Origin of the sequence: Xanthomonas sp. NCPPB 1128 (assembly GCF_001043115.1) — a bacterium.
In the GTDB taxonomy this organism is placed as follows: Bacteria; Pseudomonadota; Gammaproteobacteria; order Xanthomonadales; family Xanthomonadaceae; genus Xanthomonas_A.
This window is the reverse complement of sequence record NZ_LFME01000014.1, coordinates 13,420-35,319: the sequence shown is the minus strand read 5'-3', so window position 1 is coordinate 35,319 and position 21,900 is coordinate 13,420. Positions and strand designations below refer to the sequence as shown.

The 21,900-nt window shown below is 69.7% G+C and carries 20 protein-coding genes; 15 read left to right on the top strand and 5 right to left on the bottom strand.

What is annotated here, in order from left to right:
- Positions 1–4 precede the first annotated feature (4 nt).
- Positions 5–1,108, top strand: a complete 1,104-nt coding sequence (locus ACP93_RS10660) for a DUF3182 family protein (RefSeq protein WP_048490670.1) — start codon at positions 5–7, stop codon at positions 1,106–1,108.
- Positions 1,108–1,998: an alpha/beta hydrolase family protein gene (locus ACP93_RS10655; protein WP_048490725.1), complete on the top strand. Its 891-nt coding sequence runs from the start codon at positions 1,108–1,110 to the stop codon at positions 1,996–1,998. Before ACP93_RS10660 ends, ACP93_RS10655 begins: the two co-directional genes overlap by 1 nt.
- A gap of 238 nt (positions 1,999–2,236) precedes the next feature.
- On the opposite strand, the gene ACP93_RS10650 is transcribed toward ACP93_RS10655, so the two are convergent.
- Positions 2,237–2,557, bottom strand: coding sequence for a hypothetical protein (locus ACP93_RS10650; RefSeq protein ID WP_048490724.1), 321 nt, complete (start codon positions 2,555–2,557; stop codon positions 2,237–2,239).
- Between the two features lie 313 nt (positions 2,558–2,870).
- Here ACP93_RS10650 and ACP93_RS10645 point away from each other — a divergent pair, with 313 nt between their 5' ends.
- From ACP93_RS10645 to ACP93_RS10610, 8 genes are all read left to right on the top strand, one after another.
- The gene (locus ACP93_RS10645; protein ID WP_048490669.1) at positions 2,871–3,701 is read left to right on the top strand and encodes a p-hydroxycinnamoyl CoA hydratase/lyase; all 831 of its coding nucleotides are present in this window, start codon (positions 2,871–2,873) and stop codon (positions 3,699–3,701) included.
- An 80-nt stretch (positions 3,702–3,781) separates the two neighbouring features.
- Positions 3,782–5,647, top strand: a complete 1,866-nt coding sequence (locus ACP93_RS10640) for a feruloyl-CoA synthase (protein WP_048490668.1) — start codon at positions 3,782–3,784, stop codon at positions 5,645–5,647.
- Between the two features lie 79 nt (positions 5,648–5,726).
- On the top strand, positions 5,727–7,133 hold the full coding sequence (locus tag ACP93_RS10635; protein ID WP_228136011.1) for an alginate export family protein: 1,407 nt from the start codon (positions 5,727–5,729) through the stop codon (positions 7,131–7,133).
- A gap of 14 nt (positions 7,134–7,147) precedes the next feature.
- Positions 7,148–8,470 (top strand): spinster family MFS transporter, encoded by a 1,323-nt coding sequence (locus ACP93_RS10630; protein WP_048490667.1) that lies wholly within the window; start codon positions 7,148–7,150, stop codon positions 8,468–8,470.
- Positions 8,471–8,608: 138 nt separating this feature from the next.
- Positions 8,609–9,085, top strand: coding sequence for a MarR family winged helix-turn-helix transcriptional regulator (locus ACP93_RS10625; RefSeq protein WP_048490666.1), 477 nt, complete (start codon positions 8,609–8,611; stop codon positions 9,083–9,085).
- 235 nt (positions 9,086–9,320) lie between these two features.
- On the top strand, positions 9,321–10,283 hold the full coding sequence (locus tag ACP93_RS10620; RefSeq protein WP_053069736.1) for a SphA family protein: 963 nt from the start codon (positions 9,321–9,323) through the stop codon (positions 10,281–10,283).
- Positions 10,284–10,313: 30 nt separating this feature from the next.
- Positions 10,314–11,081 (top strand): coniferyl-alcohol dehydrogenase, encoded by a 768-nt coding sequence (locus ACP93_RS10615; RefSeq protein WP_048490665.1) that lies wholly within the window; start codon positions 10,314–10,316, stop codon positions 11,079–11,081.
- Between the two features lie 37 nt (positions 11,082–11,118).
- A complete protein-coding gene (locus ACP93_RS10610; protein ID WP_048490664.1) occupies positions 11,119–12,588 on the top strand; it encodes a benzaldehyde dehydrogenase in 1,470 nt (489 codons plus the stop codon).
- A gap of 279 nt (positions 12,589–12,867) precedes the next feature.
- Here ACP93_RS10610 and ACP93_RS10605 read toward each other — a convergent pair whose 3' ends face one another.
- Positions 12,868–13,767, bottom strand: coding sequence for a helix-turn-helix domain-containing protein (locus ACP93_RS10605; RefSeq protein ID WP_048490663.1), 900 nt, complete (start codon positions 13,765–13,767; stop codon positions 12,868–12,870).
- 93 nt (positions 13,768–13,860) lie between these two features.
- Between ACP93_RS10605 and pobA the strand changes: the two genes are divergently transcribed.
- On the top strand, positions 13,861–15,039 hold the full coding sequence (gene pobA, locus ACP93_RS10600; RefSeq protein ID WP_048490662.1) for a 4-hydroxybenzoate 3-monooxygenase: 1,179 nt from the start codon (positions 13,861–13,863) through the stop codon (positions 15,037–15,039).
- Between the two features lie 468 nt (positions 15,040–15,507).
- On the top strand, positions 15,508–15,996 hold the full coding sequence (locus ACP93_RS10595) for a nuclear transport factor 2 family protein (RefSeq protein ID WP_048490661.1): 489 nt from the start codon (positions 15,508–15,510) through the stop codon (positions 15,994–15,996).
- A gap of 90 nt (positions 15,997–16,086) precedes the next feature.
- Here ACP93_RS10595 and ACP93_RS10590 read toward each other — a convergent pair whose 3' ends face one another.
- From ACP93_RS10590 to ACP93_RS10580, 3 genes are read right to left on the bottom strand one after another with little or no spacing between them, the layout of a single operon-like run.
- Complete coding sequence (locus ACP93_RS10590; protein ID WP_048490660.1) at positions 16,087–17,070, bottom strand: PDR/VanB family oxidoreductase; 984 nt, start codon at positions 17,068–17,070, stop codon at positions 16,087–16,089.
- A gap of 49 nt (positions 17,071–17,119) precedes the next feature.
- Complete coding sequence (locus ACP93_RS10585; RefSeq protein WP_048490659.1) at positions 17,120–17,869, bottom strand: GntR family transcriptional regulator; 750 nt, start codon at positions 17,867–17,869, stop codon at positions 17,120–17,122.
- Positions 17,870–17,898: 29 nt separating this feature from the next.
- On the bottom strand, positions 17,899–18,975 hold the full coding sequence (locus ACP93_RS10580) for an aromatic ring-hydroxylating dioxygenase subunit alpha (RefSeq protein ID WP_048490658.1): 1,077 nt from the start codon (positions 18,973–18,975) through the stop codon (positions 17,899–17,901).
- Positions 18,976–19,302: 327 nt separating this feature from the next.
- On the opposite strand from ACP93_RS10580, the gene ACP93_RS10575 reads away from it, so the two are divergent.
- From ACP93_RS10575 to pcaF, 3 genes are read left to right on the top strand one after another with little or no spacing between them, the layout of a single operon-like run.
- A complete protein-coding gene (locus ACP93_RS10575; RefSeq protein ID WP_048490657.1) occupies positions 19,303–19,992 on the top strand; it encodes a 3-oxoacid CoA-transferase subunit A in 690 nt (229 codons plus the stop codon).
- On the top strand, positions 19,980–20,651 hold the full coding sequence (locus ACP93_RS10570; protein ID WP_048490656.1) for a 3-oxoacid CoA-transferase subunit B: 672 nt from the start codon (positions 19,980–19,982) through the stop codon (positions 20,649–20,651). Before ACP93_RS10575 ends, ACP93_RS10570 begins: the two co-directional genes overlap by 13 nt.
- Complete coding sequence (pcaF, locus tag ACP93_RS10565) at positions 20,648–21,856, top strand: 3-oxoadipyl-CoA thiolase (protein WP_048490655.1); 1,209 nt, start codon at positions 20,648–20,650, stop codon at positions 21,854–21,856. Before ACP93_RS10570 ends, pcaF begins: the two co-directional genes overlap by 4 nt.
- Positions 21,857–21,900 lie beyond the last annotated feature (44 nt).

Genomic DNA, 21,900 nt, shown 5'->3' with positions numbered 1-21,900 from the left:
CCGCATGGCCCGATCCGCCGCTCACGCCAATGTCCGCGCCTGCCATGTGCGCCAGGCTGTGTCTGGTGGCCACGAGGCGGCCACGCATGCCTGGGTGGTCGCCGAAGTGGCGCGGCTGATGCGCCTGCCGCTGCACGAGGAACGCTGCACCGCCGGGACGTCCTCATTCTGCGTGCCGGATGAAACCCTGACCATCGCGCAGGCCGAGCAGATCGGCGTGCATGCCGCGGCCGATCTGCTTGGCGGCGTGGTGCCGCATGCCTTCGTCGCCACCAAGGCGATCAGCCACCCGCTGGTCGATGTCGATGCGCAGGCGCCGGAAGGATGGCAGCCGGGCCTGGGCGCCGCGATGGCGGCCACCACGTTGCCGGGCTATACCGCCTTCAGCGTGGGCGACGCGCGCCGTGCCTTCGCGCGCCTGTGCGATGGCGGCCAGGTGCGGCTGAAGCTGCCGCATGGCGTCGGTGGCCTGGGGCAGGTGCTGCTGCACGATGCGCCGGCGCTGGATGCGGCGCTGGCGACGCTGTCCGCACGGGAGTTGCGCCAACACGGCGTGGTGCTGGAACGGCATCTGCACCAGCCGACCACCTTCAGCGTCGGCGAAACCCACTGCGCCGGCGTGACCATCGCCTACTGCGGCACGCAATCGATGACCCGCGACAGCAGCGGCCGCGAGGCGTACGGCGGCTCGGAGCTGCACGTGATTCGCGGCACGCTCGATACCCTGCTGGAGCAACCATTGCCGCCAGGTCAGCGCACGGCGGTGACGAAGGCGCGCGACTACGACCGACTGGTGGCTGCGGCCTATCCGGGCTTCTATGCGTCGCGGCGCAACTACGACGTGATCGAGGGTCTGCTTCTCGATGGCAGCACCGCTTGCGGTGTGCTCGAGCAGTCCTGGCGTGTCGGTGGCGCGACCCCTGCGGAACTGGCCGCGGTGGCCGCGTTCCAGCAGTCGCCGACGCTGCAGCGCGTCGTCGCCGCCACGGTTGAACGCTACGGCGCGCATCCGGCGCCGCCGGCCGGAGCCCAGGTCTACTACGTCGGCGAGGAACCGCGTACCGGCTTGCTGACCAAATACCGCTACATGCGCAGCGCGGACGCATGATGGAAGCGGAACTTTCCAGTATCGACATCCCGGTCGACGGCGCGGCGCTCAGCGGCACCTTGCTGACGCCGACCAGCCGCCTGCCCGGCGTGCTGTTCGTGCACGGCTGGGGCGGCAACCAGCACCACAACCTGGTGCGGGCGCGCGAGGCGGCGGGCCTGGGCTGCGTCTGTCTGACCTTCGACCTGCGCGGTCACGAAGGCCTGGCGGCCATGCGCGAGACGGTGACGCGCGCGCAGAACCTGGACGACATCAAGGCCGCCTACGATCGCCTGGCAGCGTCGCCGCAGGTAGATCCGGAGGCGATCGCGGTGGTGGGGCTGAGCTACGGCGGCTACCTGGCCGCGTTGCTGACGCTGGAGCGGCCGGTGGAGTGGCTGGCCCTGCGCTCGCCGGCGCTGTACAAGGACGCGCACTGGGATGGACCGAAAGTCGCACTGAACCGCGATCCGGACCTCATGCCCTACCGCAACCGCGTGGTGGCGCCCGAGGACAACCGCGCGCTGGCGGCCTGCCAGCGTTACTGCGGCGACGTGTTGCTGGTGGAGGCCGAGCGCGATGTGATCGTGCCGGGGCAGGTGCTGCGCAACTACGCGGCGGCGTTCTCCAACGCGCGTTCGCTGACCACGCGCACGATCGCCGGCGCCGACCACGCACTGACCGAGAAGGCGCACCAGGCGGCCTATACACGCCACCTGATCGACTGGCTGAGCGACATGGTGATCGGGCGGCGCGTGGCGCTGGCCAGCAGCGTGGTGGAACAGCGCAAGCAGCAACTCAAGCACAGCGAGGGCGAGGCAGCGACGGCGCCGGGCAAGGGGTCGAGCGCGTTCCATGGCCGCCTGGAAGCGAAGGAGCGTAGCGCCTCGCCACCTACCTCGTCGCGTTGAGCCGCATGCAGCGCGGGAGGCGTACAGCAGCAACACGCGGTGCACGCCCCGGTGCGCCGTGCACGTGCTGGTGTGCCATCCGGTGGTCGCCGCTGCGCCGGCAGATGGCGCCGCAGGGGCGCCTTCAATCACGACCGAAGACCCGTCGTAGGAGCGGCTTCAGCCGCGACAGTCATTCCAGGTAACACCCGTCGCGGCTGAAGCCGCTCCTACACGGACAACGACGGCTAAGCGCTTTTCAGTGCCGATGCCCCGAATGCGCCAAGTGCTGCCAGGCATGCCGCACCAGCCAGCGCGCCTCGTCCCATGGCACGGACAACATTGGCGCGCACTGGTGATAGGCGTCCTGCAGCACCCGGTACAGTTGCGCTTCGTTGGCGCGCGGGTAGGCAAGGTACACGTCGTAACCGATCTTCAGCAGCTGCGCGTAGTCGGCGAAGCCCTGATGGCCGAGGCGGCCCTCGGCGTGGGCCTGACGCCAGTAGGCCATTTCGGCGTCCAGATCGACCGCGTGGCGTGGCTGGTGAGCAGGTTGGGCAAGTGCGGAGACGGTGTGCATGGACATCACTCCGGTGTCGGCGATCCCCTGTGACGCCGATCCTACCCGATGAACGAAGGCTGACCGTGAGGGACCCGTTGGCTGAGTGTGAAGCGACGCCGTGGCCAGCCTGACCGCTTGCTGCGTTGGAATCGCCCGCACCCTGCGTCGCGTGGCCCTTTGATTGCAGGCACCTCCGGCGGCACTCGACGCCGACCTGTCACGGCATCCCGACCATGTTGCACTGCAGCTTGCGCCGAAATAATGATGATCTATAACTATTATCAGTCATAAGTTATCGCCTTCCCCCCCACCTTCCCATGCAGGCCTATCCATGAGCAGCTACCAAGACCGCTGGCAGACCGTCCAGGTCGAGATCGACGCAGGCATTGCCTGGGTCACCCTGAACCGGCCGGACAAGCGCAACGCGATGAGCCCCACTCTCAATCGCGAGATGATCGACGTGCTGGAGACGCTGGAACTGGACAGCAGCGCCGAGGTGCTGGTGCTGACCGGCGCCGGCGAATCCTGGTCGGCCGGCATGGACTTGAAGGAATACTTCCGCGAGACCGACGGCAAGGAAGAGATCGTGCAGGAGCGCATGCGCCGTGACTGCTCGCAGTGGCAGTGGCGCCTGCTGCGTTTCTACAGCAAGCCCACCATCGCCGCGGTCAACGGCTGGTGCTTCGGCGGCGCGTTCTCGCCGCTGGTCGCCTGCGACCTGGCCATCGCCGCCGACGAGGCGGTGTTCGGGCTGTCGGAGATCAACTGGGGCATTCCCCCGGGCAACCTGGTCAGCAAGGCGGTCGCCGACACCATGGGCCACCGCAACGCCATGCTCTACATCATGACCGGGCGCACCTTCACCGGCACCGAGGCGGCGCAGATGGGCCTGGTCAACGCCAGCGTGCCGCGCGCGCAGCTGCGTGACGAGGTGACCAGGCTGGCGCAGGAACTGCAGCAGAAGAACCCGGTGGTGCTGCGCTTCGCCAAGCACGGCTTCAAGCGCTGCCGCGAACTGACCTGGGAACAGAACGAGGACTACCTGTACGCCAAGGTCGACCAGTCCAATCACCGCGATCCCGAGAAGGGCCGGCAACAGGGCCTGAAGCAATTCCTGGACGACAAAACCATCAAGCCCGGTCTGCAGACCTACAAGCGCTGACCCGTCGCGTCGCCTGCGGCCCGCGGGGCCGCGGCGGCGCTGCCGCACGCCGTGCCGTCTCTCTCCTCCGGATGGTTCCGATGAATGCCGCTGAGTCCGTTGCCACCGCCGCGCGCTACCGTCCTGTCGGACTGAGCCACGCGGATACCGAGGTCCACCGCGATGCCGACGGCGTGCTGCGCCTGCGCGCGCGCGAACCGCTGGCGCCGCTGCCGCGGCATCTGCTGCAGCGACTGCAGCACTGGGCGCTGCACACCCCCGATGCGACCTTCGTGGCGCAGCGCGACGAAAGTGGACAGTGGCGGCGCCTGAGCTATGCGCAGATGCTCGAGCGCACCCGCCGCATCGCCGCGCACCTGCTGGACATGGGCCTGTCGGCGCAGCGGCCGCTGGCGATCCTGTCCGGCAACGACCTGGAACACCTGCAGCTTGCGTTCGCGGCGATGTACGCCGGCATCCCGTACTGCCCGGTGTCGCCGGGCTATGCGCTGCTGTCGCGCGATTTCGCCAAACTGCGGCATGTGGCCGAGGTGCTGCGTCCGGGCCTGCTGTTCGCCAGCGACGGTGCGGCGTTCGCCCCGCCAATCGCCGCGGTGTTCCCCAGCGACGTGCCGGCGGTGTGCGTGCGCGGCACGCTGGGCGACCGCGCCTGCGTGCGCTTCGAGGAGCTGCTGGCGCCGCGTGCGCTGGACGCCGCCGATGCCGCCTTCGCCGCCTGCGGCCCGGACAGCATCGCCAAGTTCCTGTTCACCTCCGGCTCCACGCTGCTGCCCAAGGCGGTGATCACCACGCAGCGCATGCTGTGCGCGAATCAGCAGATGCTGCTGCAGACCTTCCCGGTGCTCGGCGAGACGCCGGTGCTGGTCGACTGGCTGCCGTGGAACCACACCTTCGGCGGCAGCCACAACATCGGCATCGCCCTGTACAACGGCGGCAGCTTCTACCTCGACGACGGCAAGCCGACCCCGGCGCTGTTCGAGCAGACCTTGCGCAACCTGCGCGAGATCGCGCCCACCGTGTACCTGAGCGTGCCACGCGGCTGGGAACAACTGGCGCAGGCGCTGGAACAGGACGCGGCGCTGCGCGAAACCTTCCTGTCGCGCATGCGCATGTTCTTCTTCGCCGCCGCGGCGCTGTCGCAGGAGGTGTGGGACCGCCTGGAACGCATCGCCGAGGCGCACTGCGGCGAGCGCATCCGCATGCTCGCCGGCCTGGGCATGACCGAGTGCGCGCCCTCGTGCACCTTCACCCACGGTACCAGCAACACGCCCGGCGACGTCGGCGTGCCGGCGCCGGGCTGCGAGGTCAAGCTGGTGCCGGTCGGCGACAAGCTGGAAGCGCGCTTCCGCGGGCCGCATGTGATGCCGGGCTACTGGAACGCGCCGCAGCAGACCGCCGAGGCCTTCGACGAGGAAGGCTTCTACCGCTCCGGCGACGCGCTCAAGCCGATCGATCCGCAGCATCCCGAGCGCGGCCTGCTGTTCGACGGGCGCCTGGCCGAGGACTTCAAGCTGTCCTCCGGTGTGTTCGTCAGCGTCGGTCCGCTGCGCACGCGGGTGCTGATGGAAGGCGCCGCCTACGTGCAGGACGTGGTGGTGACCGGCGCCGACCGCGATGCCATCGGCCTGCTGCTGTTCCCGCGACTGGACGCGCTGCACGGGCTGTCGGGGCTGCCGGCACAGGCCGAGGCGGCGCAGGTGCTGCAGGCGCCGCCGGTGCGCGCCTGGCTGCAGCGCCTGCTCGATGCGCTCAACCGCAGCGCCACCGGCAGCGCCAGTCAGGTCGCGCGCGCCGCGTGGCTGGAACAGCCGCCGAACCTGGAGGCGGGCGAAATCACCGACAAGGGCTCGATCAACCAGCGCAACGTGCTGCGCGCCCGCGCGGCGCTGGTCGAACAGCTCTACGCCGGGACCGCGCCGGGCGCGGTGGCGGCGCCGCCGTCATGAGCGGGCCATCGGGCCACAGCACCGGATAGCCGGCGCGCGCTCCTTCGCACCACACGCTTCGAGACTTGGGAGGGAATCGATGACTGTGCAAAATGCGCGCGCGCGTCGTGCGCCCCGTACCGTGTGCCTGGCCATTCTGTGCAGCGTCGGCTGCGGCCAGGCCGATGCCGAATCCAGCGGCCCGCAGGGCAAGCTGCTGCCCGATCAGGAAGACTATTCGGCGCTGGCGGCGCGTCCGCGCCAGGGCTGGGAGAAATGGAAGTACATCCCGCTCGGCGACGGCTGGCTCAGCCTCGGTGGCGAAAGCCGCACGCTGTACGACTATCGCGAGCACGCGGGCTTCGGCCGCTTCGCCACCGATCCGCACGGCTATGCGCAGCAGCGCCTGCGGCTGTGGGCCGACTACCGCCCATCGCCGTACCTGCGCCTGTTCGGCGAACTCGCCGACAGCCGCGTCGCCGGACTGCAGACGCGGCCAGTGCAGGCCACCGACCGTAATCCGCTGGACCTGGCGCAGGGCTTCGTCGAACTGTCCGACGGACAGCCGCAGCCGGCCTGGCGCCTGCGCGCCGGTCGCCAGCAGATCGCCTACGCCTGGCAGCGCCTGCTCGACCCGCGCGACCCGGCCAATTCGCGCATGCCGTTCGACGCGGTGCGCCTGCTGACCCGGCAGCCGCGCTGGAGCGGCGGCCTGCTGTGGGGACGCCCGGTACTGACCCGCACCGGCAGCTTCGACGATCGTGCCAACCGCGACCAGCGGCTGTGGGGCGCGCATGCCGAAGTGCCGCTGTCGCCCAGCCAGCCGAAGGCGGCGCTGCTGGAGACCCTGTACCTGGACACTGTGCAGGACGGGCGCCGCTATGGCGGCGTGGTCGGCGAGGAGCATCGGCACACGCTGTCCACGCGCCTGAGCGGCGCGGTGCAGGGCTGGGACTACGACCTGGAACTGATCGGCCAGCGCGGCCGTTTCGCCGGCCAGCGCGTGCGCGCCTGGCAGGGCACGCTGTTCGGCGGCTACACCTTCGCCGATGTGCGGTGGACGCCGCGCCTGGCCTGGCGCATGGAGGTCTCCTCCGGCGACCGCGATCCGCGCGACGGCGAACTGAACACCTTCAACGGCCTGTACGCGCGCGCCTCCGTGTTCGACGGCAGCATGATCAGCAGCAACGTGCGTTCGTTCGGCCCGGAACTGGTGCTGCGTCCCAGCGAGCGGCTGTGGATCGACATGTACGTGCTCAAGCTGCAGCGGCAAAGCCTGCACGACGGCGTGTACGCCGCCGGCTGGCGGGTGCTGCAGCCGGGCGACGCCAACGACGCGCGCGACATCGGCACGCGCTCGGTGCTGTGGGTGAAGTACCGCTTCAATGCCTTCGCCAGCCTGGACGTGTACGCCCACTACACCCAGGCCGGGCCGTTCCTGCGCGAGGGACCGGTGCGCGGCCGCGACTACTTCTACATCGCCCCCTTCCTGACCCTGCGCTTCTGAGCCGGAGCCTTTCCATGCGCGATCCGCTGCCATCGTCTGCGCCGTACCGCCCGCTGTATGCGTGGTACGTCACCCTCGTGCTGTTGCTGGCCTACACGCTGTCCTTCGTCGACCGGCAGATCCTGGGCCTGCTGGTGCAGCCGATCAAGCGCGACCTGCAGTTGTCCGACTCGGCCTTCAGCCTGGTCCACGGCTTCGCCTTCGCCGTGTTCTACACGCTGATCGGGGTGATGCTGGGCCGCGTCGCCGACCGCCGCAACCGCCGCAACCTGATCGTGCTCGGCGTGGTGGTGTGGATCGCGGCGACCGCGGCCGGCGCCTACGTCACCAGCTTCTTCACCCTGTTCCTGGCGCGGGTGTTCGTCGGCGTCGGCGAGGCCTCGCTGTCGCCGGCGGCGTACTCGATGCTGGCCGACTACTTCCCGCCGGAAAAGCGCGCGCGGGCGATGAGCGTGTACACCTCCGGCGTCTACATCGGCTCGGCGGCGGCGTTCATCGTCGGCGGGCTGGTGATCGCCGCCACCAGCAAGGAGAGCACGGTGGTGCTGCCGCTGCTGGGCAGCTTCCGGCCCTGGCAGGCGGCCTTCATCCTGGTCGCGCTGCCCGGCCTGGCGGTGATCGCGCTGATGGCCACGGTGCGCGAGCCGGTGCGGCGCGAACAGGCCGCGGCGGTGCCGAGCGTGCGCCCGGACCTGAGCCACCTGCGCGACAACGCGCGGGTGTACGTGGCGCTGTTCCTGGCCAACGGCGTGATCGCGATGATCACCTTCGGCATCACCGCGTGGCTGCCGGCCACCTTCATCCGCCGCTGGCAGTGGACGCCGGGCGAGATCGGCCCGGCCTACGGCATCATCATTCTCACCTTCGGCATCGCCGGCATGCTGTTCAGCGGCTTCCTTGCCGACCGCCTGGCCGCGCGCGGCAGCCGCGACGCGGCGCTGAAGATCTCGCTGGTCGGGGCCGTGTTGCTGGTGATCAGCAGTGCGCTGTTCGCGGTCGCGCCGGGACCGTGGCCGGCGCTGGCGGCGATCGCGCTGACCACCTTCCTGCTGGGCATGCCGGTGGCGCTGGCGCCGGCGATCCTGCAGGCGGTCACCCCCAATCGCCTGCGCGGCCAGGTCACCTCGATCTACCTGCTGCTGGTCAACCTGATCGGGCTGGGCCTGGGGCCGTACCTGGTGGCGCTGGGCACCGACCACGTGCTCGCCGACGAGCGCCAGGTCGGCCTGTCGCTGGGCGTGGTGTGCATGGGCGCGGCCCTGCTCGGCGCGCTGTGCCTGTGGACCGCGGCCGCGCCGTACCGGGCGCTGCTGCGGCGCGTGGACGCGGCGTTGTGACCATGCGCGGTCATGCCCCTACAATGCAGCTGCGACGGCGCTGCCGGCCGGCGCCGATGGATGCGTGCGCATCCGCCGTGGCCTGGCCGCAGGATGCCCCATGCAGGAAGCGCAGTGAGTTCGAAACCGAGTCCCGAGATGTCCAGCAGCGCGTTGCCCGCCGATCCGCACACGGCGGACAGCGTGGACCAGCGGCGCCTGACCAGCCTGATCGGCTACCGCATCACCCGCACCGAACTGCAGGTGCGGCGCCTGTTCCAGGACTGCGTGCGCGCCTTCGAGCTGAAGCCGGTGGAGTATTCGCTGCTGGTGCTGGTGGACGCCAATCCGGGCATCAACCAGCGCCAACTGGGCGAAGTGCTGAGCGTGTCGCCGCCGAACCTGGCCATCGTGGTCGCGCGCCTGGTCAAGCGCAAACTGCTGCGGCAGGTGCGCGGGCGCCAGGATCGGCGCATGCAGCACCTGCATCTGACCGCCGCCGGCGCGGCGCTGCTGGCGCAGGCCGAAGCCGAAGTGGTGCGCATGGAGCAGCAGCTTGCCACCGCACTCGGTGCGACCTCGGCACGCGCGCTGCTGCAGGCGCTGGACCGGCTGGACGTGCTCGAGCGTCTGTAGCCCTGTGCGTGGGTGCGGCCGGCCTGCGCCGCGCGCCCATCTTCCTCGCTGATCCCCGACCCGCCGCCGGCGTCCCGCTGACGGCATGCGTCGCCGCGTGGCCGCGCCCTGCGCGCGGCGGCGCCTGCTCGCGTTCCTGTCCCCCCGCACCCCGCCGTTCCCCTTTTGCCTGGAGTGCCTGCCCGTGAAGCGTGTCCGCCACCATATCCCCCCACCGCCGCATGCCCGCGCGCGCCTGTTTCTGCTCGCCCTGCTGACCATCGCCTGCGTCGCGCCCGCCGCGGCGCAAACGGTGCCGCAAAGCGCCACCCTGCCGACCGGCATCAACACCGGTGGCACCAGCTTCTTCGATGGCTTCAGCAAACCCAACCCGGGTTGGAGCGCGATCCAGTACCTGCGCCGCTACGACTTCGATGCGATCAAGGACGCGCACGGCGACGACGTGCCGGTGTTCCGCGATCCGCACATCGGCTCCTCGGTGTGGGTCACCCAGGTCGCCTACCTCAGCGACTACAAGCTGTTCGGTGGTTCGCTTGGCGTCACCGCGCTGGCCGCGCTGGTCGACCTGGACACCTCGTTCGCATACGACAGCCCGGTGGCGCTGCGCGACAACGGCGCGGGCCTGGGCGATCTGACCATCGGCCCCTACCTGCAGATGGCGCCGGTGATCCGCGATGGCCGCCCGGTGTTCTCGCAGCGTTTCGAACTGGATGTGCTGGCGCCCATCGGCAAGTTCGACCGCAACCGCGACGTCAACCAGGGCGCGGGCTACTGGTCGGTGCTGCCGAGCTGGGCCTTCAGCATCCTGCCGACGCCGCGCTGGGAAATCAGCGGACGCTTGAACTACATCTACAACTTCCGTGCCGACAAGGCCTCCAACGTGCCGCAGGGCGAAGGCTTCGTGTTCCGCAACGGCCAGGCCGGCGACGCGGCGTGGCTCAACTTCGCCAGTTCGCTGGAAGTGGTGAAGGACCTGCACCTGGGCATCAACGGCTACTACCTCAAGCAGTTGCGTGACAACCGCACCAATGGCGAACGCGTCGCCGACAGCAAGCAGACCCAGTTCTACCTGGGCCCCGGCCTGTCGTGGCGGATCGACCAGAAGAACATCTTCAACGCCAACTTCTACATGCCGGTGGAGGTCAGGAACGCGCCCTCCGGCCACAACGTCAACCTGCAATACATCCACGTCTTCTGACGCCCAACTCCGCAACGGACACGCGCTGCCATGAATCTGCACAACAAGACCCTTCTCGTCACCGGCGTGGCCTCCGGCATCGGCGCCGAGGTCGCGCGCCTGGCGCGCTTCCACGGCGCCACGGTGATCGGCATCGACCGCCAGCCGGTCAACATGACCCTGCACGGCTTCCACCAGGCCGATCTCGGCGACCCGGCCTCGATCGACGCGCTGGTGGCGCAGCTGCCCGAGCGCATCGATGCGCTGGCCAACATCGCCGGCGTGCCCGGCACCGCGCCGGTGGACGTGGTGGCGAAGGTCAACTACCTGGGCCTGCGCCATCTCAGCCAGGCGTTGCTGCCGCGCATCGTGCCCGGCGGCAGCATCATCAACATCGCCTCCATCCTCGGCGCCGAGTGGCCGCGGCGGCTGGACTTGCACAAGCAGCTGGCTGCCACCGACAGCTACGCCGCCGGCAGCGACTGGCTGGCGGCGCATCCGGTGCCGCAGGCGACCTGCTACCAGTACTTCAAGGAAGCGCTGATCGTGTGGACGCTGCTGCGTTCGCGCGACTGGTTCGCCGAGCATTCGGTGCGCGTCAACAGCGTCGCGCCAGGCCCGGTGTTCACGCCGATCCTGGGCGATTTCGTCACCATGCTCGGGCCCGAGCGGGTCCAGGCCGATGCCGGCAAGATGAAGCGCCCGGCCTATGCCGACGAGGTCGCCGAAGCGGTGGTGTTCCTGGCCTCCGATGCGGCGCGCTGGATCAACGGCGTCAACCTGCCGGTGGATGGCGGCCTGGCCGCCACTGCCCTCTGAACGACTTCTTCTTCCTCTTTCTACGAGAGCACACAGCATGCACAGCACCGAACCCCTGGCCGCCGCGTCCACCTGGAGCGAGCGCATCTTCAACGGCGAGTGGGTCGCCGCCCAGGGCGGCGTCCTCGAGGTGATCGAACCGGGCAGCGGCATGCCGCTGCACCGCGTCGGCCAGGCCAATGCGGCCGACGTGACCGCGGCGGTGGCGCAGGCGCGCGCCGCGCAACGCGCCTGGGCGGCAACGCCGCCGCGCGAGCGCGCGGCGGTGTTCCATCGCGCCGCGCAGGTGCTGCAGCAGCATGCGGCGGCGGCCGCGGCGCTGATCGCGCGCGAGACCGGCGGCATCCTGCCCAAGGGCGAGCACGAGGTGCGCGAGGCGATCGTGCTGCTGCAGCAGGCGGCGGCGATGCCGCTGCAGGCGCAGGGCCAGGTGCTGCCGACCGCGCCCGGCCGGCTGAGCCTGGCGCGGCGCCTGCCGCTGGGCGTGGTCGGGGTGATCTCGCCGTTCAACTTCCCGCTGGTGCTGTCGCTGCGCTCGGTGGCGCCGGCGCTGGCGGTGGGCAATGCGGTGGTGCTCAAGCCCGATCCGCGCACGCCGTATGCCGGCGGTTTCGTCATCGCCGAAGTGCTGCAGCAGGCGGGCCTGCCGAAGGGCCTGCTGCACGTGCTGCCGGGCGGCGCCGACGCCGGCCAGGCGCTGGTCGAAGCGCCGGGCGTGCCGATGATCGCGTTCACCGGTTCCACTGCCGCCGGCCGCCGCATCGGCGAACTGGCCGGCAAGCACCTGAAGAAGACCGCACTGGAACTGGGCGGCAAGAACTCGCTGATCGTGCTGGAGGATGCCGACCTGGACAAGGCGGTGTCGGCGATCGCCTTCGGCGCGTACTTCCACCAGGGCCAGATCTGCATGGCCACCGGCCGCGTACTGGTCCAGCGCAGCATCGCCGCCGAACTCACCCGGCGCCTGGCCGAGAAGGCGCGGCACCTGCCGGTCGGCGATCCGGCCACCGCACACGTGGCGCTCGGCCCGATCATCGACCAGCGCCAGCTGCAGCACGTCAAGGAGGTGGTCGATGCGTCGGTGGCGGCGGGCGCGGTAATCGAGGCCGGCGGCACCCACGACGGCCTGTTCTACGCGGCTACGGTGCTGTCGAACGTGCAGCCGGGCATGCCGGCATTCGAGGAGGAAGTGTTCGGCCCGGTGGCCAACGTGATCGCCTTCGACAGCGACGACGAGGCGGTGGCGCTGGCCAACCAGACCGAATACGGCCTGTCGGCCGGCATCCTGTCGGCCTCGGTCGGCCGCGCGATGGCGCTGGGCGAGCGCCTGCACACCGGTCTGCTGCATATCAACGACCAGACCGTGGCCGACGAAGTCACCAACCCGTTCGGCGGCACCGGCGCGTCCGGCAACGGCACCAGCATGGGCGGCCCGGCCGACTGGGGCCAGTACACGCACTGGCAGTGGGTGACGATCCAGGACAGCGCGCCGCAGTATCCGTTCTGAGGGGAAGTAGCCGGGCATCGCATCGGCGCCCGGTGATGCTCGTGGATGCATTGATTTCGGGAGAGATGATTGTTCCGTTGCGTGCGTGTTGAGCTGCATTGTGGGAGGGACTTCAGTCCCGACGCCTCTGCGGTGACTCGCCATTGCTGCTTCGTTCGTCGCGGCTTCAGCCGCGACGAACGAAGCGGGACTGGTCGATCATCGATCACGCGTCGGGACTGAAGTCCCTCCCACAGTAGAGCGACCGCACCGCGATCTGCGTGCTGGCTGCGGGTCGTGTCACCCCTGCGCCCTCTGCCGGAACTGCATCGGCGAACACCCGGCATGTCGGCGGAAGCAGCGGCTGAAATACGCCGCATCCGCATAGCCCAGGACTTCCGCGAGCTGCTGCACGGTCAAGGTGGTGTAGACCAGGCTGCGTCGCGCCTCGAGCATGATCCGGCGCTGCAGCAGTTCCAGCGCCGAGGCGCCGGCCAGGCGTCGGCACAGCGCGTTGAGATGACTGCGGCTCAGCCCGAGCCGGTCGGCATAGCGTGCCAGCGGCCAGTGCTCGCGGTAATGCGCGTCGATCAGCGCGGCGTAGGCGCGCACATGGCGCGCGCCACGGTCGGCGTCGTGCGGATCGGCGTGGGCCTGCGCCAGCGCGCCGCGCGCCGCCCACAGCAAGGCCTGCGTCGCCAGCGCCTGCAGCATCGGTTCGCGGCCGGGGCGACGCTGCGCGTGTTCGGCGGCGATCGTGGCGAAGCAGGCATCGAGCATCGGTTGCTGGTCGCCGGCGGGCAGGCACAGCGGCCGCGCCAGCGCCTCGTCCACACTCGGCCACTGCGCCGCCAGGCGCTGCCGCAGTGGTGCCGACACGGTCACGATGTGACCGCGCACATTGCGCTGGAAGCGGAAGCCGTGCACGCACAGCGGCGGCAACAGCAGCAGGCAGGGCCCGCGCAGGCGCTGCTGCGTTCCGTCCAAGTGCAGGCCGGCGCTGCCGCGCTGCAGATACAGCAGTTGCAGCAGGTCGTCGTGGCGGTGCGGGCGGATGTGCCAGTCGTGCAAGCGGCTGCGCGCGGCGATGGATTCCCAGTGCAGCAGATCCGGCGTCTCGCGGTCGCCGGTCTCGCCGTACAGGCGGAAGGCCGGGACCGTGACGGGTGACGTGGCGGCAGCTGAAGCAGTGCGGGGCATCGGCGAAAAGTACCGGAATCGGTCGCAATGATCCATGTCCTCGGCGCGCCTATGCCGGAACACTGTGCATCGGCCCCATCCTTCGGAGGACGCATGCGTACCCAGGTCGCCATCGTCGGCGCCGGCCCGGCCGGACTGCTGCTCGGGCAGTTGCTGCACGGCCACGGCATCGACACCGTCATCGTCGAGCGGCAGACGCCGGAGCACGTGCTGTCGCGGATCCGCGCCGGCGTGCTGGAGCAGGGCACCGCCGACCTGCTGTGCGCCGCCGGGGCCGGCGCGCGCATGCAGCGCGAAGGCATCGTCCACCATGGCTTTGAGCTGGCGCTGGAGCAGCGCCGCGAACGCATCGAACTGAGTGCGGCGACCGGTGGTCGTGCGGTCACCGTCTACGGCCAGACCGAAGTGACCCGCGACCTGATGGACGCACGCCGTGCCGCCGGCGCCACCACCCTCTATTCCGTCGAGGATGTGCAGCTGCACGACATCGCCGGACTGCAGCCGTGGCTGAGCTTCGTGCAGGATGGCGTCACGCAGCGCCTGGATTGCGACTACGTGGTCGGCTGCGATGGCTTCCACGGGGTCAGCCGCCGTGCGATCCCGGCCGAGGTGCTGCGCGTGTACGAGCGGGTCTATCCGTTCGGCTGGCTGGGCGTGCTGGCCGATACCCCACCGGTGGCCGACGAGCTGATCTATGCGCGCAACGCGCGCGGCTTCGCCCTGTGCAGCATGCGTTCGCCCACCCGCACCCGCTACTACGTGCAGGTGCCGGCGGACGAGCGCGTGGAGGAGTGGTCGGACGATCGCTTCTGGGACGAACTGCGCAAGCGCCTGCCCGACGACGTGGCGCAGGCGTTGGTCACCGGCCCGTCACTGGAGAAGAGCATCGCGCCGCTGCGCAGCTACGTCGCCGAACCCATGCAGTACGGCCGCCTGTTCCTGGCCGGCGATGCGGCGCACATCGTGCCGCCGACCGGCGCCAAGGGCCTGAACCTGGCTGCCGGCGACGTCGGCCTGCTCGCGCACCTGTTCGCGCAGGCGCAGCAGGAGCACAGCGGCGCGCCGCTGCAGCGCTATTCGGAACTGGCCCTGCAGCGCGTGTGGAAGGCCGAGCGCTTCTCCTGGTGGATGACCACGATGTTGCATCGCTTCCCGGACGAGGACGCGTTCAGCCGCCGCCTGCACGATGCGGAACTGGACTACCTCCTCGGCAGCGCCGCCGGCCGGGCCACCATCGCCGAGAACTATGCGGGATTGCCGTTGGCGCTCTAAAGCCGGGATTCGGGAATCGGGATTGGGGATTCGTCGAGCCGCGTCCCAGTCCCTCTGCGCATGTCGATCGTGCCCGTCTTGGCTTTCTTTCGATCCCGAACCCGGACTCTCCGGCTTTTCAGCAGCCGAATGGCTGATCATCCCGAAAGGCCATCGATCGTCGCTGTCGATGACATCGATGGGATACGTCGATGCCCGACAAGGCAGACCGCCAACGTATCGCTGCGCCGTGCACTGCACACGCACCTTCAGGTGCGTGTGCAGTGCCATTTCTGATGTCGAGGTAACTGTGGCGATTCTCCCAGGTCAGGAAAAAAGCGGCTAAATTCGCGTGTTTCTTGCGGTTTCCTGCATCGCGCAAGCGCTGCGCGTCGCTACGCTGCAGTCGCGACGGTGCCATCGCTGCCGCGCATCGCGTCATCGCGGCGTCATCGCGCATTCCCCTGTTCCCCCATCGGAGAGTCTTCCATGAAGATCCGTTTTCAGGCCTGTCTGCTGGCGCTGCTGCTTGCGCTCCCCGCCGCGTCCGCGTTCGCGCAGACCGCGGTCACCGCCAATCCCAACCACCAGCAGCTGCTGCATGGCGAGGACTGGCGCACCACCGCCAACAAGCGTCTGGTCTACGACTTCTGGCGCATCGTGTTCGAAGCCGGGCACACCGAATATGCGCCGATGTACATGGCCAAGGACTACATCCAGCACAACCCGAACGTGGCCAACGGCCGCGATGCGTTCCTGGCGTTCCTGACGTCGTTCGTCAAGCCGACGCCGATCCAGCCACGGGTGCAGTTGCCGCTGGTGGCGATCCTGGCCGAAGGCGACTACGTGACCCTGGTGTCGGTGCGCACGCTGCCCGATCCCAAGGATGCGAGCAAGACCTACACCACCACCTGGTTCGACATGTTCCGCATCCAGAACGGCAAGATCCAGGAGCATTGGGACGCGGCGACCAAGTGACGTCGCACGGATGATGTTGAACACCCGCAGGCGCCGCCCACTGCGGTGGACGGCGCCTGCGGTACGTGCGGATGGCGTCGCGCGTGCGCGTCAGAACGCGTCGGCGCGGTAGCCGGTGTCGATGCTGAGGCTGCCGCCGAGCGCGCGCGAGACGCAGGCGCACAGCTTGCGGTTGCTGTGACGCTGCTCGTCGCTGAGGAACACGTCGCGATGGTCCAGCGGTGCGGCGGCTTCCAGCACCTCGACCACGCACAGGCCGCATTCGCCGCGGCGGCAATCGGCCATGACCTCCACGCCGGCCGCGCTCAGCGCATCCAGCAGCGATTCGTTCTCGGCGACCTGGACGGTCTTGCCCAGCGCCGGCACCTGTACCACGAACGGTTGCGCCGGCGCATTGCCGCTGTTGCCGAACGTCTCGAAGTGCAGGCGCGCGCGAGCACGGCCGTCGTCGCGCCAGCGTTGCCGCAGTTCGTCCAGCAGCGGCAGCGGACCGCAGGCGTAGACGTCGGCGCTTTTGGGCCACTGCGCGATCTGCGCGGCCAATTCGAGCTGGCCGAGATGTTCCGGGCAGAACAGCTGCAGACGCTTGCCGAGCAGATCCTGCAGATGCTCCAGATACGCCATGCTGGCGCGGCTGCGGCCGGCGTAGAGCAGCTGGAAGGGGATACGCCCGCGCGCCAGTCGTTGCGCCATGCCCAGGATCGGGGTGATGCCGATGCCGCCGGCCACCAGCACGATGTGCTCGGCGGTCTCGTCCAGCGCGAAGTGATTGTTGGGCGAGGAAATGTCCAGTTGGTCATCCGGCACCAGCGCCCACATCGCGCGCGAGCCGCCGCGGCTGTCGGGCACCGCGCGCACCGCGATGCGGTAGTGGCCATCGGCCGCGGGCTCGCCGACCAGCGAGTAGGAGCGCTCGTGCGAGGCGTCGCCGATGCGCACGCGCACGTCGAGGTGGCTGCCGACGCTGAAGGGGCGGCTGGCGCGGCCGGGATCGAGCACGATCTCGCGCACGTCCTGGCACGGCGTGGCGACGGCGACGACGCGGGCGGTGGTCCACTGGGTGTCTTTGCGCATGGCGGGGTCCGGCAGGCGGGAGGGGGAGCGGGTACGGCGTGGGACGCGATCAGGCGGGTGGGCGGCGCCGCAGCAGGCGGCTGCCGGGGATCTGGCCCAGCGCGTTCTGGTCGTGCAAGGCATGATGGGCGTTGCGCTGCGCCAGCCGCGCGTGTTCGCGCATCAGCGCTTCGGCGCGCGCGCCTTCGCGGCGCGCGATCGCGTCCAGCACCTGGCGGTGCTGGTCCTGCGCAATCGACAGCACGGTGGCGGCCTGGCCGCGTTCGAGCACGAAGCTGCTGGGCGAGGCGAACGGCAACTGCGCGACCCGCGCGAACTCGCGTGACAGCAGCGCGCTGCCGGCCATCTCGAACAGCAAGGCGTGCAACTGCGCGTTGCAGTCGACATAGCGAGCAAAGGCCTCTTCGCTCAGCGGCCGCGTCGTCAGCACCGCGTCGATCTGCGCCAGCAGCGCCTGTGCCCGCGCCAACAGTGCCGGGTCGGCACCACGTTCGGCGGCGCGACGCGCGGCCAGGCCTTCCAGGGTGCCGCGCAGTTCGATGGCGTCGTCCACGTCGGCCTCGTCGAATGCCTGCACCGCATAGCCACCGCCCCGCAGCGGCTGCACCAGGCCTTCCTCGGCCAGTCGCTGCAGGGCGGCGCGCACCGGCGTGCGCGAGACGCCCAGGCGTTCCACCAAGGCGACCTCGGACAGGCGTTCGCCGGCGGTCAGTTCGCCGGCCAGGATCAACTCGCGCAATTCCAGCAGGGCGCGGGTGGTCTGGGCGGCACTGGAGCGGAACGGGTGCGCGGCGGACATGGCAGTGGCTCCCGGGATCTGTCGGCGATTCATCCGACCATGCGCAGTTGCAGGTCCTGGCTGCGCTGTTCGGCCGCGACCATGCGCTCGATCAGGCGCCGCGCCCACATGCCGCCGGCATCGACGTTGAGGTTGTAGAACACGTGGTCCGGATGCGCATCGATGGCGCGCTGCTGCGCTTCCAGGATCAGCTCGTCCTCGCCGAACACGCCGCTGACGCCATCGCGCAGGCGCGTGGTGATCGACTGTTCGTGCAGCGAATGGTTGCGCGCGAACGCCCAGAAGTAATGGCAGGTACGGTCGGTTTCCGGGGTGATGGTGTTGAGCACGTAGCCGTTGACCCCGCGCGAGCGGTCACCCTGCGGCGCGCCGCTGCCGGCCACCGCCACGCCGACATCGATGGCGATGGTGCACGGCGCTTCGAAGCGGATGATCTGCCAGCGGTCGACCTTGCCGCGGTAGCCGTGCGCGTGCTCGATCTGCCAGGCCCAGAACGGCGGCGGGTCGATATCGAGCATCCAGCGCGAGACCACCGTGCTGCGCTCGCCGTGGACCACGTCGAACGGCGCCTCGGCGACCTCGTCCTGGCCGATGCTGGAGCCGTGCACGAAGGTCTCGTGGGTCAGGTCCATCAGATTGTCCAGCACCAGCCGGTAGTCGCACTTGACGTGGATGGTGCGGCCGTCGCCGGCCCAGGCCGGGTCGTCGTTCCAGTGCAGGTCCGGCACCAGCGCCGGATCGGCCAGCGCCGCGTCGCCCGGCCACACCCAGACGTAGCGGTGCCGCTCCACGGTGGGAAAGCGGCGCACGCAGGCGGACGGATTGATCGTGTCCTGCGAGGGCATGTGCACGCAGCGCCCGTTCGCGTCGTAGACCAGGCCGTGGTAGCCGCAGACCACGTCGTCGCCGCGCAGCCGGCCCATCGACAGCGGCACCAGGCGGTGCCAGCAGGCGTCCTCGAGCGCGGCGACGCGGCCGTTGCTGGTGCGGTACAGCACGATGTCCAGGTTGCACACCTTGCGCGGCAGCAGCGCGTGCTTGACCTCGTGATCCCAGGCGATGGCGTACCAGGCATTGAGCGGAAATGCCGGAGCGGACGACTGCATGGCGGCGACCTCGATTGTGTATACAACAGGCTGGGGGAAGATCCTTGCGTGTTGCGGCGCGCAACGACATAGCGGTGCAATTGCGCCATCGCCCGATGCTTGGCGATGGTCGAATGTATACAACGGGGCAGGTCCGGTGCACCGTTGCCGTATCGTTAAATTGTTCGTTTATCGAACTATGCATCCGATAATCGGATTGACCGCCCGCCGGAGCGGGCCTAACGTGGCCTCCCGGAGCGACCTGGAGGAGGATGTCGTGGCAGACCCCGTAATGCGCCTGCGCCGCCGTGCGCTGCGCCCCCGGCCGGCGACGGCGGAGCGGCGCCGATGATCGACAAGACTTTGCCGTCGTGCGCCGCCGCAGTGGCCGACATCCACGATGGCGCCACGGTGATGATCGGCGGCTTCGGTACCGCGGGCATGCCCGATGCGCTGATCGATGCGCTGATCGCGCAGGGTGCGCGCGAGCTGACCATCGTCAACAACAACGCCGGCAACGGCGAGACCGGGCTGGCCGCGCTGATCAAGCACAAGCGCGTGCGCAAGATCGTGTGCTCGTTCCCACGGCAGAGCGACTCGCAGCACTTCGACGCGGCCTACCGCGCCGGCCAGCTGGAACTGGAACTGGTGCCGCAAGGCAACCTGGCCGCGCGCATCCATGCCGCCGGCAACGGCCTGGGCGCGATCTTCACTCCCACCGGCTACGGCACCGAGCTGGCCGCCGGCAAGGAGACCCGCGAGATCGACGGCCGCCACTACGTGCTGGAGTATCCGATCCGCGCCGACTTCGCGCTGATCAAGGCGCACCACGGCGACCGCTGGGGTAACCTGGTGTACCGCAAGACCGCGCGCAACTTCGGCCCGCTGATGGCGATGGCGGCGACCTGCGCGATCGTGCAGGTGGAGCAGGTGGTGGAACTCGGCGCACTGGATCCGGAAGCGGTGGTGACCCCGGGCATCTTCGTGCAACGGCTGGTGGCGGTGAGCGCCACGCAGGAGGACGCATGCACGCATTGAACGGGCGCGGCATCGACCGCAACGCGCTGGCCGCACGGGTGGCGCGCGACATCCCCGAGGGCGCCTACGTCAACCTGGGCATCGGCCTGCCGACCGCGGTGGCCAACTTCCTGCCGGCGGACAAGGAGATCTTCCTGCACAGCGAGAACGGTCTGCTCGGCATGGGGCCGGCGCCGCCGCCGGGGCAGGAGGATCTGGACCTGATCAACGCCGGCAAGCAGCCGGTGACATTGCTGACCGGCGGCTGCTATTTCCACCACGCCGACTCGTTCGCGATGATGCGCAGCGGGCGCCTGGACGTGTGCGTGCTCGGCGCGTTCCAGGTGTCGGTGCACGGCGACCTGGCCAACTGGAGTACCGGCGCGGCCGATGCCATGCCCGCGGTCGGCGGCGCGATGGATCTGGCGATCGGCGCCAAGCAGGTCTACGTGATGATGGAACTGCTGACCAAGCACGGCGAACCCAAGCTGGTCACCGCGTGCAGCTATCCGCTGACCGGGCTGCGCTGCGTGTCGCGGGTGTATACCGACCTGGGCGTGTTCGCGCTCGGGCCGGACGGCGCGCGCGTGCTCGAATTGGTCGAGGGCGTGAGCCTGGACGACCTGCGCCAGGCCACCGGGCTGGCGCTGACCCTGGCCGATTCCACGGAGGCGGCATGAACGAGGCCTACATCATCGACGGCATTCGCACGCCGATCGGCCGCTACGGCGGCGCCCTGGCCGGGGTACGCGCGGACGATCTCGGCGCGGTGCCGCTGCAGGCGCTGCTGGCGCGGCATCCGCAGCTGGATCCGGCGCGCATCGACGACGTCTATCTGGGCTGCGCCAACCAGGCCGGCGAGGACAACCGCAACGTCGCGCGCATGAGCCTGCTGCTGGCGGGCCTGCCGTTCAGTGTGCCGGGCAGCACGGTCAACCGCCTGTGCGGCTCCGGCCTGGATGCCATCGGCACCGTCGCGCGCGGCATCCGTGCCGGCGAACTGGGCCTTGCCATCGCCGGCGGCGTGGAGTCGATGTCGCGCGCGCCGTGGGTGATGGGCAAGGCGGAGAGCGCCTTCGCCCGCAACCAGCAGCTCGAGGACACCACCATGGGCTGGCGCTTCGTCAATCCGAAGATGCAGCAACTCTATGGCGTGGACCTGATGGGCGAGACCGCCGAGAACGTGGCCGCGCGCCACGGCATCGCGCGCGAGGACCAGGACGCCTTCGCGCTGCGTAGCCAGCAGCGCACCGCCGCCGCGCAGGCGGCCGGTTTCTTCGACGGCGAGATCGTGCCGGTGACCGCGCCGGGCAAAAAGCGCGGCGAGACCATCGACGTCCGCGTCGACGAGCATCCGCGCGCCGACACCACGCCCGAGGCGCTGGCCAGGCTCAAGCCGATCTTCCGCCAGCCTGGCACGGTCACTGCCGGCAACGCCTCGGGTATCAACGATGGTGCCGCCGCGCTGCTGCTGGCCAGCGCAGCGCAGGTGCAGGCGCTGGGCCTGACCCCGCGCGCACGTGTGCTGGGCTTCGCCAGTGCCGGCGTGGAGCCGGCCTACATGGGCATCGGCCCGGTGCCGGCCACGCGCAAGCTGCTGGCGCGCCTGGGGCTGTCCATCGGCGACTTCGACGCGATCGAACTCAACGAAGCCTTCGCCGCGCAGGGCCTGGCCTGCCTGCGCGAACTCGGCGTCGCCGACGATGCCGCGCACGTCAACGCCAACGGTGGCGCGATCGCGCTCGGTCACCCGTTGGGCATGAGCGGCGCGCGCCTTGCCCTGACCCTGCTGCGCCAACTCGAAGCCAGCAGTGGCCGCCGCGGCCTGGCGACCATGTGCATCGGCGTCGGCCAGGGCGTGGCGCTGGCGATCGAGCGGTTGTAGCCGCTCGCCCCATCGACGCTGCGCCCCGCACGCCTGCATCATCC